Source organism: Mycolicibacterium novocastrense, from assembly GCF_001499835.1.
Lineage (GTDB): Bacteria > Actinomycetota > Actinomycetes > Mycobacteriales > Mycobacteriaceae > Mycobacterium > Mycobacterium novocastrense.
Genome location: NZ_LQIH01000004.1, coordinates 60,985 through 76,214, shown reverse-complemented (window position 1 = coordinate 76,214; position 15,230 = coordinate 60,985). Strand labels below are relative to the sequence as shown.

At 66.1% G+C, this 15,230-nt stretch carries 17 protein-coding genes; 6 read left to right on the top strand and 11 right to left on the bottom strand.

Annotated features, from left to right (window positions below):
- Positions 1-132: 132 nt before the first annotated feature.
- Entirely contained in the window at positions 133-567 is a 435-nt protein-coding gene (locus tag AU072_RS04920; protein WP_064412745.1) for a hypothetical protein, read from the bottom strand.
- A gap of 174 nt (positions 568-741) precedes the next feature.
- Positions 742-1,653 (bottom strand): IclR family transcriptional regulator, encoded by a 912-nt coding sequence (locus AU072_RS04915; protein ID WP_064412744.1) that lies wholly within the window; start codon positions 1,651-1,653, stop codon positions 742-744.
- 84 nt (positions 1,654-1,737) lie between these two features.
- Between AU072_RS04915 and AU072_RS04910 the strand changes: the two genes are divergently transcribed.
- Genes AU072_RS04910 through AU072_RS04900 form a run of 3 tightly spaced genes read left to right on the top strand, consistent with a single transcriptional unit; the run spans position 1,738 to position 4,786 of the window.
- Complete coding sequence (locus AU072_RS04910; protein WP_064412743.1) at positions 1,738-2,865, top strand: hypothetical protein; 1,128 nt, start codon at positions 1,738-1,740, stop codon at positions 2,863-2,865.
- Positions 2,865-3,647 carry an SDR family oxidoreductase gene (locus tag AU072_RS04905; protein WP_064412742.1) on the top strand — a complete coding sequence of 261 codons (783 nt, stop codon included), beginning with the start codon at positions 2,865-2,867 and terminating at the stop codon, positions 3,645-3,647. Before AU072_RS04910 ends, AU072_RS04905 begins: the two co-directional genes overlap by 1 nt.
- Positions 3,644-4,786, top strand: coding sequence for a sulfotransferase family protein (locus tag AU072_RS04900; protein WP_064412741.1), 1,143 nt, complete (start codon positions 3,644-3,646; stop codon positions 4,784-4,786). The genes AU072_RS04905 and AU072_RS04900 overlap by 4 nt, the downstream gene beginning before the upstream one ends.
- Here AU072_RS04900 and AU072_RS04895 read toward each other — a convergent pair whose 3' ends face one another.
- From AU072_RS04895 to AU072_RS04885, 3 genes are all read right to left on the bottom strand, one after another.
- Complete coding sequence (locus AU072_RS04895; RefSeq protein WP_308206372.1) at positions 4,787-5,389, bottom strand: sensor domain-containing protein; 603 nt, start codon at positions 5,387-5,389, stop codon at positions 4,787-4,789.
- Between the two features lie 73 nt (positions 5,390-5,462).
- Positions 5,463-5,879 carry a hypothetical protein gene (locus AU072_RS04890; protein WP_064412836.1) on the bottom strand — a complete coding sequence of 139 codons (417 nt, stop codon included), beginning with the start codon at positions 5,877-5,879 and terminating at the stop codon, positions 5,463-5,465.
- A gap of 98 nt (positions 5,880-5,977) precedes the next feature.
- Positions 5,978-7,141, bottom strand: a complete 1,164-nt coding sequence (locus AU072_RS04885) for a 3-ketosteroid-9-alpha-monooxygenase, oxygenase component (protein WP_064412739.1) — start codon at positions 7,139-7,141, stop codon at positions 5,978-5,980.
- A 131-nt stretch (positions 7,142-7,272) separates the two neighbouring features.
- On the opposite strand from AU072_RS04885, the gene AU072_RS04880 reads away from it, so the two are divergent.
- Complete coding sequence (locus AU072_RS04880) at positions 7,273-7,803, top strand: gamma carbonic anhydrase family protein (protein ID WP_064412738.1); 531 nt, start codon at positions 7,273-7,275, stop codon at positions 7,801-7,803.
- On the opposite strand, the gene AU072_RS04875 is transcribed toward AU072_RS04880, so the two are convergent.
- Positions 7,804-8,496: a hypothetical protein gene (locus AU072_RS04875; protein ID WP_407937586.1), complete on the bottom strand. Its 693-nt coding sequence runs from the start codon at positions 8,494-8,496 to the stop codon at positions 7,804-7,806.
- A gap of 78 nt (positions 8,497-8,574) precedes the next feature.
- Here AU072_RS04875 and AU072_RS04870 point away from each other — a divergent pair, with 78 nt between their 5' ends.
- Complete coding sequence (locus AU072_RS04870; protein WP_174523715.1) at positions 8,575-9,561, top strand: MOSC domain-containing protein; 987 nt, start codon at positions 8,575-8,577, stop codon at positions 9,559-9,561.
- On the opposite strand, the gene AU072_RS04865 is transcribed toward AU072_RS04870, so the two are convergent.
- From AU072_RS04865 to AU072_RS04845, 5 genes are read right to left on the bottom strand one after another with little or no spacing between them, the layout of a single operon-like run.
- On the bottom strand, positions 9,558-9,974 hold the full coding sequence (locus AU072_RS04865) for a nuclear transport factor 2 family protein (RefSeq protein ID WP_064412737.1): 417 nt from the start codon (positions 9,972-9,974) through the stop codon (positions 9,558-9,560). The genes AU072_RS04870 and AU072_RS04865 overlap by 4 nt on opposite strands.
- On the bottom strand, positions 9,971-10,858 hold the full coding sequence (locus tag AU072_RS04860; protein ID WP_407937585.1) for a TIGR03619 family F420-dependent LLM class oxidoreductase: 888 nt from the start codon (positions 10,856-10,858) through the stop codon (positions 9,971-9,973). The genes AU072_RS04865 and AU072_RS04860 overlap by 4 nt, the downstream gene beginning before the upstream one ends.
- Entirely contained in the window at positions 10,855-12,033 is a 1,179-nt protein-coding gene (locus tag AU072_RS04855) for a thiolase family protein (protein WP_064412736.1), read from the bottom strand. Before AU072_RS04855 ends, AU072_RS04860 begins: the two co-directional genes overlap by 4 nt.
- Positions 12,033-13,118, bottom strand: coding sequence for a thiolase family protein (locus AU072_RS04850; RefSeq protein ID WP_064412735.1), 1,086 nt, complete (start codon positions 13,116-13,118; stop codon positions 12,033-12,035). Before AU072_RS04850 ends, AU072_RS04855 begins: the two co-directional genes overlap by 1 nt.
- A gap of 10 nt (positions 13,119-13,128) precedes the next feature.
- The gene (locus AU072_RS04845) at positions 13,129-14,133 is read right to left on the bottom strand and encodes a Zn-ribbon domain-containing OB-fold protein (protein ID WP_064412734.1); all 1,005 of its coding nucleotides are present in this window, start codon (positions 14,131-14,133) and stop codon (positions 13,129-13,131) included.
- 58 nt (positions 14,134-14,191) lie between these two features.
- Between AU072_RS04845 and AU072_RS04840 the strand changes: the two genes are divergently transcribed.
- Positions 14,192-15,223 (top strand): LLM class F420-dependent oxidoreductase, encoded by a 1,032-nt coding sequence (locus AU072_RS04840; protein ID WP_064412733.1) that lies wholly within the window; start codon positions 14,192-14,194, stop codon positions 15,221-15,223.
- The last annotated feature ends 7 nt before the right edge of the window (positions 15,224-15,230 follow it).

Below are 15,230 nucleotides of genomic sequence, written 5' to 3'. Positions count from 1 at the left end.
GAGGTCGCTCCGCCGACTTTCACCAGGTCAGCGTAGCGTTTGAGAGGTATTCCGGAAGTGCTCCTGAAGTCACGACTAAGCACAGCCGCCCTGCCATCGGGCAGGGCGGCTGTGGTGTGGAGGCTTAACGCGTCATCGGTAAGCGATGAACACGCCGTTTTCCAGCGTCACACCGAATGCGTTCGCCTCGGCGTTCCACTCGACCTTCAGCGGGGTGTTGAGGTCCGGGAAGTCCGGACGCAATTCGACGGGCGGCAGCCAGACGTCCGGGATACCGAGACGTGCCGGGTTATCCCAGTGTCCAGGCGGAACACCGTAGAACGGGTTCGGAACCACGCCTAGCGTGGGGTCCTTCTTCACCTGTCCGGGTGGGCCGTACGGGTTGTGCCCGGGCGGGTCGCCCGGCGCCCAGTGCGAGATGGCCGGCGCGGGCGGATTCGGCGGACCAGGGATGTTCGGCCACTTCGGCCCGGGGTCGGCTTGCGCGAGCCCGCTGCCCAGTGCGAATGCCGACAAACCGAGCGCACCCGCCATTGCCGTTGTGGCCGCAAGTTTCTTGATCTCCACAGTTGAACTCCTTGTTCGGTGATGGCGCCGATGGTCACGGCGCTACATCGACTTGTTGTTCGTAACCGCCCCGACCAGTGCGACCGGTGCGGCTTGAAGACCCCCAGACGCAATCTGGATACCCCCGACCCCGGTGGCAAAACACGCAAACTCGAAAAAAGTATGTTTGCTGTTCTAAGTGGTACCGCGACGCTTCACGCCACCTAGCTGCTGGGTTACCGTGTCGGCGGTCGCGACCAATGCCCGCGCGCGTTCGGTGATCTCGTTGTCGGTCAACGCTTTCCCGATGTGCATCGAGGCAACCATGATCTGTCGCTGGTAGTGGTCATACACCGGCGCCGAGATCACGCTGATGTCATGACGTTTGCGGCCACTGTCGTTCTCGTCGCGCAGGTAAACCCGTTCGCCGATGTCGGAGACCAGTTCCCCGAGCAGTGCGCGCAACTCGTCGGGCAACTGTGTCGACATCCCCGCCATCAACGAATACAGCCGTCGCCCGCCGGGCGTCAGCCTCTCGACCAGGTACCCATCGGCCCGGCATTCGGCGATCACCCGGTGCAACCGCTCGGTGTCGGTGCGCAGTGGAAGCGTCGGCTCCTTGGCCAACCAATCGCGCTCGGCCTCGTCGTCCCAGAGCACGAACATCAGGCCCACCGGAGGGGCGAACGGATAGCTCTGGCCGACCTCTACGCCCGGGCGCGCGCCGGCGGGCGCCACGAGGTCCAGCACCGTGATCCGGTCGTCGACCACGCCCGAGAGCGCCGCGGTGACACCGAACCGCGTCGAGAGCCGACGCAGTTCCTCCCGGACGGCCGGGCTGACGCGCAACGCCTCCTGGGCCCGATGCCCGAGCGTGATCAGCGACGCGCCCAGCCGGTAGGTCTTGTCGGTCGGATCGCGCACCAGATATCCCGCATCACACAGCGAGGTGACGATGCCCAGGCAAGTCGGCTTGCTCAGCGCCACGCGGCGGGCCAAATCCGATACACCGAAACGCTCGGCGGGACGCTCCGCGAGGTAGTCCAGGACGCGCACCACGCGATCGGTCGGGGGTGATGCGCGGCCGGAAGGCTCGGTGCTGGGCACGTCAGCAGCGTACTTGACGTTCCATATATGTACCGCAGCGGTCGATATATTGACTACCGGTAGAACGCGTTCTAGTTTCGCAGTGTGTACTCACAGCCACTGATCGACGCGATCGCCGAAGCCGAGCACCTCGTGGCCACCGCGCCGTTCATCGAGTCCGAAGCCGACCTGCTCGAGGGTCTGCAGTACCTCGCCGGATGCGTGGCCGCCTGCGCTCACCTGGCGTTCGACTACGACCGCGAGCATCCGTTCATGCAGTCCGGGACCGGGCCGTTCACGAAGATGGGCCTCGACAATCCGGACGCCCTCTACTTCGGCACCCGCGTGCAGGCCGGTCACGAGTACGTCGTCACCGGTAAGCGAGGAACCACGACCGACCTGGCATTCCAGATGCTCGGCGGCGAGTACACCGACGACAACGTCCCACCGAGCCAGGCCGCGTTCGACGACCGCGAACTCGACATCGCCGAAGACGGCACCTACGAGTGGCGCTTCACGCCGGACAGCCCGGCGCAGTTGGTGGTTCGCGAGGTCTACAACGACTGGTCGGCACAGCGCGGCTACATCAGCATCGCGCGCACCGACACCGCAGGCACCGCACCGCCGCCGCTGACCAAGGCGCTCATCGAGAAGCGCTATGCGGTGGCCGGAAAGCAACTGGTGCAACGGGTCAAGACGTGGCTGCAGTTCCCGCAGTGGTTCTACAACACCCTGCCGGTCAACACGCTGACCGCGCCGAGGCTCACACCGGGCGGACTGGCAACGCAGTACTCGTCGGTCGGCCACTTCGACCTGGCACCGGATCAGGCCATGATCATCACAGTGCCGGTCAGCGACGCGCCGTATCTCGGGTTCCAGCTCGGCAGCCTCTGGTACATCTCGTTGGACTACATCAACCACCAGACGTCGCTGAACGGCACTCAGGCACAGGCGGATCCGGACAACAAGATCCGCATCGTCGTCTCCGACGCCAACCCCGGTGTCACGAACTGGTGCGAGACGCTCGGCCATCGCAAGGGATATCTGCAGTTCCGCTGGCAGCGCCTGTCGCGTGCGCTCACCGAGGCCGACGGTCCGACGGTCGAGGTCCTCGACGTGGACAAGGTCGCCGCCGCGCTGCCGTACCACGACAGCAACAAGATCTCCGACGACGACTGGCGTGCCAGAATCGCACTGCGGCAACGGCAGATTCAGAACAGGATGGTGGGCTGATGTCGGGTCTTCTGCAGGACAAGGTGGTCGTGATCAGCGGCGTCGGGCCCGCGCTGGGCACCACGCTCGCGCGCCGGTGTGCCCAGGAGGGCGCCGACCTCGTGCTGGCGGCCCGCACCGTAGAACGGCTGGAGGACGTCGCCAAGCAGGTCACCGATCTGGGCAGGCGGGCGCTGTCGGTGGGCACCGACATCACCGACGAGGCGCAGGTGAACAATCTCGTCGACGAGACGATGAAGGCGTACGGCAAAGTCGACGTGCTCATCAACAACGCGTTTCGGGTGCCGTCGATGAAGCCGTTGGCCAACACCACTTTCGAGCACATGCGCGATGCGATCGAGTTGACCGTCTTCGGCGCGTTGCGGCTGATTCAGGGATTCACGCCTGCGCTGGCCGAGGCCAACGGATCCGTCGTGAACGTGAATTCGATGGTGGTGCGTCACTCGCAGGCCAAGTACGGCGCCTACAAGATGGCGAAGTCGGCGCTGCTGGCGATGTCGCAGTCGTTGGCCACCGAACTGGGTGAACAGGGTATCCGGGTGAATTCGATTCTGCCGGGCTATATCTGGGGTGGCACGCTGGAGAGCTACTTCAACCATCAGGCCGGCAAGTACGGCACCACCGTCGACGAGATCTACAAGGCGACCGCCGCCGCGTCCGATCTCAAACGGCTGCCCACCGAGGACGAGGTGGCCTCGGCGATCCTGTTCATGGCCAGCGACCTGTCCAGCGGAATCACCGGCCAGGCGCTGGATGTCAACTGTGGGGAGTACAAGGCGTGACGCGCACCGACGTCGGTACGGTCGAGGATCTGCACGCGTCGGCGACCAAGGCCTGCGGCCTCGACGACTTCGGCAGCGACGACGACAACTATCGCGAAGCACTCGGAGTGCTGCTCGAGTCCTACCGCCGCGACGCCGATCTCACCGAATTCGGCAGCAAGATGCAACGGTTCTTCGTGCGCAACGCGCTGGTCGCCCGGCTGGTGTCCGAAGCGGCTTTCAAGCAGCACCCGCAGCACGCCGACATCGTGATCGAAAAGCCGATCTTCGTGACGGGCCTGCCCCGCACCGGCACCACCGCCATTCATCGGCTCTTGGCCGCCGACCCCCGCCACCAGGGGCTCGAGTTGTGGCTGGCCGAGTTTCCCCAGCCTCGGCCGCCCCGCGAAACCTGGTCCGATAACCCGGTTTTCGCTCAACTCGATGCCCAGTTCAGCAAGGCGCACGCGGAGAATCCCGACTACACCGGGCTGCACTACATGACTCCCGACGAGGTCGAGGAATGCTGGCAGCTGCTCCGCCAGTCGCTGCATTCGGTGTCCTACGAGACGTTGGCCCACATCCCGACGTATTCGCAGTGGCTGGCGAAGCAGGACTGGACGAAGCCCTATCGGCGGCATCGCAAGAACCTTCAGCTGATCGGGCTCAACGAACCCGAGAAGCGGTGGATCCTGAAGAATCCGAGCCACCTGTTCGCGCTCGACGCGCTGTTCAAAACCTATCCGGATGCGCTGGTCATCCAGTGTCACCGGCCAGCGGAGACAATAATGGCGTCGATGTGCTCGCTGGCCCAGCACACCACCGAGGGCTGGTCCAACACGTTCGTCGGGGAGACCATCGGACGCGATTCGCTGGAGACCTGGTCGCGGGGACTGCAACTGTTCAACGCCGAACGGGCCAAACATGATCCGGCTCAGTTCTACGATCTCGACTACTTCGATCTGGTCAAGGATCCCGTCGGCGCCGTCGCCGACATCTACCGCGCTTTCGGGATCGAGTTCACCGATGCCGCGCGTGAAGCGGCGACCGCGACCCACGAAGAGAGCAAGAAGGGTCCGCGGGCACCCAAGCACACCTACTCGCTGGCCGACTACGGCCTCACCGACGACGAGGTCAAGGAGCGCTTCAAGGGGCTGTAGTCAGGCGGTGGTGTTGGCCAACTTCTCGATGCGTTCGAGCGCGTCCTCGGCCAGCGACCGCACGTCGTATCCGTTCGCGGGACCGCACGTCGAAATCTCGATCGCGGCGTTGTGCGCGGCCACGAAAGCGCTGTCGCAAGCCCAGGTGTCACCTTTGAACGACCACAGCAGGATCTCGGCGGAACCGGAATCGACTTGCGGCAGAAGCTCGAAGACATACTCGCGTTCGGCCATGCTGGTGACCCGAAAGGTCATGCCCTGACAGGCGTCGATGGTGTGCTTGGCCTGTGCGAGCGCGTCTTTGGCGTCGAAATCGGCGCGGTAGACGCCGACCATCTCCTCGACGTACACGTCGAGAGCGCCGTTGACGGTCATCCAGTGCCCGCCGTCGTACGCCGCGGGATCGTGATCGACGATGAACGGCGGGTCCACCTCACGCGCCACACCCGCGCATTCGGCAGGGTCGACGGTCACGAACAGGTTGCCGTCGCCCTTCGTCACGTCGGGGCTCAGCAGGTCGCCGACTTGTCCGGCGGTGATCGGGGCGACCGGCGGTTCGGGCGCCGGCTGCGGACTGTCCACCACGCGCGTGCAGGCAGTCACCGCGAACAGACAGAAAGTGACCGCAACGCAGCGCATATCAGAGCACTTTACGACGGCCTCGCGCTCGGGATATCTAGCCGTCGCCGGGAGAGGGGGCCGAGGAGATCTCTTCCAGGCATCCCTCGGCCACGGCGTGCTTGATGCTGTCGGCCAGCCGGGGGCAGGCCTTGGCGCGCGCGGGGTCGCCGCCGGATTCCCGGATCTCGGTGAAGTACGCACACCGCCGCGATGCCTCGGTGTTCCACTGCACCGAGGTGTGAGCCGGTCCCAGCTTCTTGACGTCCACCGAGACATGGCAGAAGCGGCAGTCGACGGATACCAGGCCCGACCTCAGATACCGTTCGCGGTCCCGCTGGGTGGCCTCCCGCAGTGCCGCCGCGCGCTCACCACCGAAAGAGGGTGCCTTGGAGGTGATTTCGGGCCCCAACCCGCCGTGGCCGTGACCATGGCCGTCGTCGTCGTCATCATGCGCACCGTGCAGCAGCAGCATCGCCCGGGCCAGCCGGTCGACGTCGGCGGGGCCGACAATCTGGCCGCCGTCGGCGGGGCCGACAATCTGGTCGACGTCGGGTGCCTTACGGTCTTCGGTCACGACTTCTGCTCGGCTCTTTCCTTCTCGTCCTTCTCTTCTGCCTGACGCTTGAGGTTCTCCTCGACCTCGACATGCCACTTCTCGTTGGCCGCCGTGGTGTCGACCTCGATCTCGAAGCGGTCGGTCATGTCCGGGGTGATGTCGGCGACGTCGACGTAGAACTGCTGATACCACCGGCGCATCTGGTACACCGCGCCGTCCTCCTCGACGAGCAGCGGGTTGTCGATGCGGGTCTTGTGCTTCCAGATCTCCACGTCCTGAAGGAAGCCCTTGCTGACACCCTCGGTGAACGTGTTGGCGAGCTTCTCCGTCATCTTCTCGTCGAGGCCCTTGGGCTTCTCGACGATGACGCCCCACTGCAACATGAACGAGTTCTGCGTGACGGGGTAGTGGCAGTTGATCAGGATCGACTCGGCTTTGTAGCCGCCGTAGTTGTTGTGCAGCCAGTTGATCATGAACGACGGGCCGAAATACGACGCCTCCGAGTCGAGGTGCGCCTCACCGTAGGTGGTGCCCATGTCGTTGATGTCGGGCCGGCCCACGTTGTGCAGATACTGCGACGCGATATGGCCTTCGAAGACGTTCTTGAAGTACGTCGGCAAGCCGTAGTGGATGTAGAAGAAGTGCGCCATGTCGGTGACGTTGTCGATGATCTCCCGGCAGTTGGCGTTCTCGATCAGGATCGAGTTCCACTTCCAGTCGGTCCACTCGTCGCTCTCGAACTCCGGGATGTCGGGGATCCGGACCTCGGGCTGGGGCGGGTTGCCCTCGTGGTCGTGCCAGACGAACAACAGCCCGCCGCGAACGTCGGTCTCCCAGGCACGGGTGCGGGCCAATCGCGGTGTCCGCTTGGCGTAGGGCACCAGCTTGCACTTGCCGTCGCCGCCCCAGCGCCAGTCGTGGAACGGGCAGGCGACCTCGTCGCCCTTGATCGTGCCCTGGGCGAGGTTCCCGCCCATGTGCCGGCAGTAGCCGTCGAGCACTTTCAGATCGCCGTGTGAATCGGCGAAGACCACCAGCATGGTGCCGAAGATCTCGATGCCGTGCGGCTTGCCGTCCCGGTAGTTCTCCACCGGGCCCAGGCAATGCCAACCCCGGGCGTACCGGTCGGGCAGGGCGCCGGTGTCGATCTCACGAATTCCCGCACTGTTGGTAGTCACGGTGGGCCTCCCGCTTCTGTGTCTCTAACTAGAACACGTTACAGTTTTTCCCGCTCTCCACGCAATCTATGCAGGTAATTCGCCTCCCCGTGAAGCGCTCATCGGGGGTCAACTAGGGGTATAACCAAACGATGCCGTTGTACTCGTTCGAGGGGCGCGCACCGACGATCGATCCGGACGCGTTCATCGCGCCGACGGCCACGCTGGTGGGTGACGTGCACGTCGAGGCGGGGGCGTCGGTGTGGTTCAACGCGGTCCTGCGGGCCGACTTCGCCCCGATCGTGATCCGCGAGGGCGCCAACGTGCAGGACTGCTGCGTGCTGCACGCCCCGCCCGGCATTCCGGTGGACGTCGGACCCGGCGCCACGGTCGCCCACGCGTGCGTCGTGCACGGTGCGCACATCGGCGCGGAGGCGGTGCTGGCCAACCACTGCACGGTGCTCGACGGCGCGGTCATCGGTGCGCGCACCCTGATCGCGGCGCATTCGCTCGTCGTCGGCGGCACGAAGATTCCCGACGAAGTGCTGGTGACCGGTGCGCCCGCGAAGGTGCGTGGCCCGATCGCGGGCACCGGCGCTCAGATGTGGGTGAACACCAATCCCGGCGCGTACCAGGAGTTGGCCCGCCGCTACTCGACGGGTCTGCAGCCCGTCGAAGAGTGACTACTGCGGTTCCGGCAGTCCGACGCGAAGGGCGACGTTCTGCATCTTGCCGATGTTGATCACGAATTCTTCGGTGGGGGCGTCCCCTTGAGCGCTCTGGAATTCCAGGCGTACCAGCGCCGGCCCCTGCGTGAACAGCACCAGCGTGACCGCCTTGCTGCGATCGACGGACTCGCCGACGGCGATGGTGCCGTCGGTGCCGACCGGGACCGGCCGCGGTGTCGCGTTGACGACCACCTGGTCGAGTTTGGGTATGGCCTCGCGCAGCGTTCTGGTTGCGGTTTCGGCGTCCGGGTAGATCACGACCGTGTTGGAGATCGCACGGGTGTCGTCCTGGTTGACGAACAGGGCGCTCGAACCAGGTAACCCTCCCGGCGCCGGGTTCGTCGACGCAACGGTGAAGGTGTCCTCGGCGTCGCTGAGATCGGACGCCTGCAGCAGGAGGCGGCTGTAATCGAAGGCCGCGTCCGGCTGGTCGGTGCCGGTGGTCGTGGTGGCAGGCGCCGGAGAGGCGGTAGGCGAGGTGGTCGGGCTTGCGGTGCCCGTGTTCGGGACGGGGCCGGTCGTGGCGTCACAGCCGACAGTGGCGGCGCAGATGGCAGCCGCCACCGCCGCGGCGGACATCGACTTCGTGATGGTGAGTCGGCCGCGTTCAATCAACGCATCCGGACGTCGCATTCGTGTCGAGAGCACGACAACGAACGTACTGAATTCGCCGTATGCGCTGGATGCAGGTCTGCGACCGAACCGGTTGGCGGTAGCCTGGCGCCCATGATGATCGGCGAGGTTGCCGAACTGTGGCGCTACCCGGTGAAGTCGCTGGGCGGCGAACGCGTCGACAGTGTCGATATCGGACAACGCGGAGTTCTCGGCGATCGGCTCTGGGCGGTTCGCGATCTGGAGCGCGACGTGACCGCCTCGGCGCGCCGCATCCCCGCGCTGCTGAACGCGACGGCACGGTACGCCGCTCCGCTGCCGCCGGATGCGGGTCCGGGCAAGGTGCCCGATGTGGTGATCACCTTTCCGGACGGAAGTGAACTGTCCAGCAGCGACGACGCGGTGAACGCGAAGCTGTCGGAGTTGGCCGGACGTGACATGCGGCTGACCGCACTGCCGCCGGCCGAGGACACCAGCCTGCACCGATTGAGCAAGCACGAACGAGACAACGCGTCGATCGCCTCGCTGCGCACCGATTTCGGGGTCGGTGACGGTGAAAGGTTGCCTGATGTCTCGATGTTCCGGATCGCCGACCTCGCCATGTTCGCCCGGTTCTCGACGCCGCCGGGGATGTTCGTCGACCTGGCGCCGGTCCACGTGCTGAGCGTCACGAGTCTGTCGACAGTCGGTGCAGAGGTCGACGGGGATCCGCTCGACGTGCGCCGGTTTCGGCCGAATGTGCTTCTCGCATTACGGGATCCGGACGACGGCCTACCCGAAGCGCAGTGGATCGGCGGCCATCTCACCGTCGGCGGTGCGGTGCTCGAGGTGACGATGCCGACCATCCGCTGCGTCGTCCCGAGCCGTGCGCAACCGGGCCTCGAGGTCGACCGCCGCATCACCAAGGCCGTCGCCGAACGGGCGCAGCGATGCCTGGGCAGCTACTGCTGGGTGGATACCGCGGGCGCCGCGCGCGTGGGTGACGCGGTCGAGCTCCGTGCCGCGGCAGCACCCAAACGCGCCCTCACCGACGCGGTCAGGCGAGCGAAGCGGTTCACCTTCAGCCTGGCCACCTCGGCTGCGGACCGCTTCGGCCGCTAGATCTTTCGCGCGCTCGCGGTGGCGCGGTCCAGCTCCCAGTATGCGCGCAGCGCGACGAGCTTGCCCTCGTCGTTGACGCGGTAGGTGAACACGCCCTCGGCGGTCACCTCGTAGCCGGCGGACCGGATCACGATCGAGCCGACGTTGGCTTCCTCGTTACCGCACTGGAACGTCTCGACGAAGTTGAACTGCAGTTCGCTGGGCGCGATCGCGGTGTCGTAGAACTTGGCGATCGCTTCCTTGCCGCGGTGGCCTTTGCCCTCCGGGTCGAAGTGTGACGGTCCGATCGGATCCTCGACGACCGCGTCGTCGGCGAAGTTGTCCAGCCAGGCCTGCTTGTCGTGGGCGATTGCCGCCTCGCGGGATCGCTTGCCCGCCAGGTGAACCGGTGCATCGGGATTGGTGACGCTCACTTCTGCCAACCCGAGTGGATGTAGGTCTCGGCAAAACGCTTCATCGAGTCGAGCTTGGGTTGCAGTGGGGCGTCGAAGCCCAGTCCCTCGAACACCCACGGCATCACGATGTTGTCGGTGACACCGGATTCGGCGAGTTCGCGGTGGCCGTCGACGCCGAACTTGTCGATGCAGACCGCCTGGAACTCGAATGGGTCGTCGGCGCGGCCGTATTCGGCGAGCAGCGCCTTCAGTTTGGCGATCGTCTCGGCCAACTGTTCGCCGGTCATCATCGCGCTGGTCCACCCGTCACCGACACGTGCCGCGCGCCTGAGCGCGACGTCGGTGTGGCCGCCGACGTAGAACGGAACCGGCTCGGTGGGCGCCGGGCTCATCTGCAGCTTGTCGAAGTCGTAGAACTCGCCGTGGAACTCGACCATGCCGCCGGCCAGCACGAGCTTGATCACCTCGATCATCTCGTCGACCCGCTTGCCGCGTTTGGCATAGGGCTGGCCACACCATTCGAACTCCTCCGGTGCCCAGCCGATTCCGACGCCGAAACCGAACCGGTTGTTGGTCAGGTTGGCCACCGAGCCGACCTGACGCGCCAGCAGCAGCGGGTTGCGCGAGCCCAACTTCATCACGTTGGTGTAGAAGCGCAGCGTCGACGTCACCGCACCCATCGCGCCGGCGGCGATCAGCGGGTCCACCCACGGGGTGTTCTCGTCCCACATCCGGGAGCCGTCCGGGGTGTACGGGTAGTCCGCCGACTGCTTCTCCATGTAGAAGATGGAGTCCGGCAACGCGATCGAGGTGAAGCCGACTTCCTCAGCGGTCCTGGCGATGTCGATGAGTTGGTCGATCTGGCACATCGGCACCGCGCAGGTGTACTGCATTGTGGTCATCGGTGCTCGGGCTTGTCGCTGGCGACCACCCACATCGAGTAGTACTGCGAGCCGCCGCCGTACGCGTGGCCGAGCGCCTTGCGCGCGTTGGGCACCTGGTGTTCACCGGCCTTGCCCATCACCTGGATCGCCGCCTCGGCGAACCGGATCATGCCGGACGCCCCAATCGGATTGCTCGACAGCACGCCGCCGGACGGGTTGAGCGGGATGCGACCGCCGATCGCCGTCTCACCGGCCTCGGTCAGCTTCCAGCCCTCACCCTCCGGCGCGAATCCGAGGTTCTCCAGCCACATCGGCTCGAACCACGAGAACGGCACGTAGACCTCGGCGGCGTCAATCTCGTCGATGGGGCTCTTGATCCCGGCCGCCTTCCACAACGCCGCGGCGGCGTCGCGGCCGGCCTGCGGATTGACCTGGTCGCGACCCGCGTAGGCCAGCGGTTCGGTCCGCAGCGCGGTCGCATGGATCCACGCGACCGGATTGCCTTCCTGGACACGGCGATCCGCGATCTCTTCGTTGCCGATCACCAGAGCGCAGGCGCCGTCGGAGGACGGGCATGTCTCGTCGAACCGGATGGGGTCCCACAGCATTTGTGACGCCATCACCTTCTCCAGCGTGATGTCGGGCTGATGCAGGTGCGCCAACGGGTTCTTGGCGCCGTTGAGCCGGTCCTTGACCGCCACCATCGCACCGATGTGGTCGGGCGCCCCGGAACGGCGGATGTAGGCACGCACATGCGGGGCGAAGTAGCCGCCGGCGCCGGCGCCGACCGGCTTGGTGAACGGCACCGGAATGCTCAACGCCCACATGGCGTTCGATTCGGACTGCTTCTCCCATGCCATGGCCAGCACCCGCCGGTACTTACCGGACTGCACCAGGCTGGCGGCCACCACCGCGGTCGATCCGCCGACCGAACCGGCGGTGTGCACGCGGATCAACGGCTTGTTCGTCGCGCCCACGGCATCGGCCATGAACAGTTCGGGCATCATCACGCCCTCGAAGAAGTCGGGCGCCTTGCCGACCACCACCGCGTCGATGTCATCCATCGTCGCGCCCGAGTCGGCCAGCGCCTTGTCGATGGCCTCTCGTACCAGGCCGTTCATCGAGACGTCCTGGCGCTTGGCGACGTACTTCGTCTGCCCGGTACCCAGGACCGCAGCGAGATTCTTCGACATCAGGCGTGTCCTTCCAGAACGGCCACCAGGTTCTGTTGCAGCGCAGGCCCGCTCGTCGCGTGCGCCAGGACCCGCTGCGCCGAGCCGTTGAAGATGTGTTGTGCGGCGAACCCGATGCGCTCGAGGCCCGCCGAGAACATCGGGTTGGCGGACAACGCACCGCCCGAAGGGTTCACCTTCGTCGACGAGGGCAGCCCGATCGCCTCGGTGAGGATCAGTTGCTGGTGGGTGAACGGTGCGTGGATCTCGGCCACGTCGATGGATCCCGTGTCGCCGCCGGTGGCCGCCCGGGCGGACGCCGCCGTCGACGGCGACGTGGTCAGATCGCGGGCGCCCAGTATCGGCGTCTCGATGCGATGTTCGATCCCGGTGATCCACGCCGGGTTCTCACGGAGCTCACGCGCCCGGTCGCCGGCGGCGAGCACGATCGCCGAGGCTCCGTCGGTGATCGGCGCGATGTCGTGGCGGCGCAACGGATCTGCGAAGTACGGCCGCTCGAGGAGTTCGGAGATCGCCTTCGCCTCGTCTGAGGCAGTCGGAGCCTTCTCGCTGTCGGTGCGGCCGGCGGCCGTCATCGAGTCCAGTGCGACCTGAGCCATCTGCTCGGCGGTCCACTTGCCGGCGTCGAGTCCGAAGCGGGCCTGCAGACCCGCCATCGACACCGCGTCCGGCCACAGCGGGGCGACGCTGTAGGGATCGGTCTGCAGCGCCAGCACGCGGCGCAGCACACCCGCGCTGGACTTGCCGAAGCCGTACACCAGCGCGGTGTCCACCTCGCCGGTGAGGATCTTGATGTAGGCCTCGTAGAGCGCCCACGCCGCATCCATCTCGACGTGCGACTCGTTGATCGGCGGCACCGCACCGATCGAGTCGATCGCCGAGATGAACGAGAATGCCCGGCCCGCAAGGTAATCCGAGGACCCCGAGCACCAGAAGCCGATGTCGGTCTGCTTCAGGCCGAGCTCTTCGTAGAGCTGGTGGAAACACGGCATCAGCATCTCGACGCCGTTGGTGGTCCCGTCGGTGCGGCGCACGTGCGGTGCGTGCGCGAACCCGACGACTGCTACATCTCTTGAATCGGTCACGTCCAGCCCTTTACAGGTGGTGCTTGTAGGAGTCGTAGTCGGCGTCGGGCTCACCCGTCGGCCGGAAGTGGTCGATGTTGTCGATGCCCAGACCCCACTCTTCGCGCGGTTTCCAGACCGCTTCGACGCGCATGCCCATGCGGACCTCGCTCGCCTCGATCTCGGTCACCAGATGCAGGAAGGGAATGTCGGCGCCGTCGAGCAGAACGTAGGCAGCCACATAGGGCGGCTTGATGCGTTGTCCTGCAAAGGGGATGTTGATGACGGCGAACGTCGTGACGGTGCCCTTGTCCGGCAACTCGATGAACTCGTCGAGTTCCAGCCCCGTGGCCGGATCGGCCTCCTTGGGCGGGAAGTACACCTTGCCGGGCTTGCCGTCGCGGCCGCTCTTGGTTCGCGCCCCGAGCAGCTTGCCCTCCTCCAGTGCCCGCAGGAAGGTGCTCTCGGGCAGGGACGCGGTGTGCTGGATCTCGATCGACGACGGCGTCACCTGGACGGTGACCGGGTCGCGGTCGTCGGGCTGACCCTCCGGTTCGGCGTCCTCGCCGAGGGCGAAGTAGGCGATGTCGGTGATGGCCCCGACCGGCTCGTCCACCCAGTGCGCGTGCACCCGCGCGCCGGTGCTGATGGAGTCTGCGGAACCCGCGTCGACCGCGTGCAGCATCGGTGTGTCGGCCCCGTCCAGCTTGATCAGCGCCCACGCGAACGGCCGGTCCAGAGGCTGACCCTCGAGGGGGGCCGGCTGCCACGTCCACGACACCACGGTGCCGACGGCGGCCACCGGTACGATTTCCGTCAATCGCTCGTAGGTCACGGGATCGAACTCGGCCGGCGGCACGTGCACCCGCCCATCCGAACCGCGCACTCCGACGATGCGTCGCTCGCGCAGGGCGGTGAAGAACTGGGACAGGAGTGGTCCGACTGAACGGGTGTAGTCGAATGAGAGCTTCAGCGGCGCTGAAAGCGGCGGCTCATGCGGATCGATCTGCACCGGGCTGCTTTGGCTGGTGGTCACGGCATCGAGTAGAACAGGTTCTAACAATGGTTTCAAGACACCGTTATGAGGTCTGCCGATGAAGCTCGGACTGCAGTTGGGGTATTGGGGCGCGCAACCGCCCGAGAATCACGCCGAACTGGTCGCCGCCGCCGAGCAGGCCGGCTTCGACACGGTGTTCACCGCCGAGGCCTGGGGCTCGGACGCCTACACGCCGCTGGCGTGGTGGGGCCGCGAGACCACGCGCATGCGGCTGGGCACGTCGGTGATCCAGCTGTCGGCGCGCACCCCGACCGCGTGCGCGATGGCGGCGCTGACACTCGACCATCTCTCCGGGGGTCGGCACATCCTCGGGCTCGGGGTGTCCGGACCGCAGGTCGTGGAGGGTTGGTACGGCCAGAAGTTCCCCAAGCCGCTGGCCCGCACCCGGGAGTACATCGACATCCTGCGGCAGGTGTGGGCGCGCGAGGCGCCGGTGCGCAGCGACGGCCCGCACTATCCGCTGCCGTTGACCGGCGAGGGCACCACGGGTCTGGGCAAGAACCTCAAACCGATCACCCATCCGCTGCGCGCCGACATCCCGGTGATGCTCGGCGCCGAAGGGCCCAAGAACGTCGCGCTGGCCGCCGAGATCTGCGACGGCTGGTTGCCGATCTTCTACTCGCCGCGCATCGCCGACATGTACAACGAGTGGCTCGACGAGGGCTTCGCCCGCCCGGGCGCGCGCCGCAGCCGCGCCGACTTCGAGATCTGCGCGACGGCTCAGGTGGTCGTCACCGACGACCGCGCCGAGATCATGGAGCTGATGAAGCCGCATCTGGCGCTGTACATGGGCGGCATGGGCGCCGAGGACACCAACTTCCACGCCGACGTCTACCGCCGGATGGGTTATGCGGAAGTCGTCGAGGATGTGACGAAGCTGTTCCGCTCGGACCGCAAAGACGAAGCCGCGAAGATCATTCCCGACGAGTTGGTCGACGACTCGGCGATCGTCGGCGACCTCGGTTATGTGCAGGAACAGATCAAGGCATGGGAGGCCGCAGGCGTCACGATGATGGTCGTCGGGGCGCGTTCGCCCGAGCAGATCAGGGATCTCGCCGCGCTCGTCTGACCCGGGA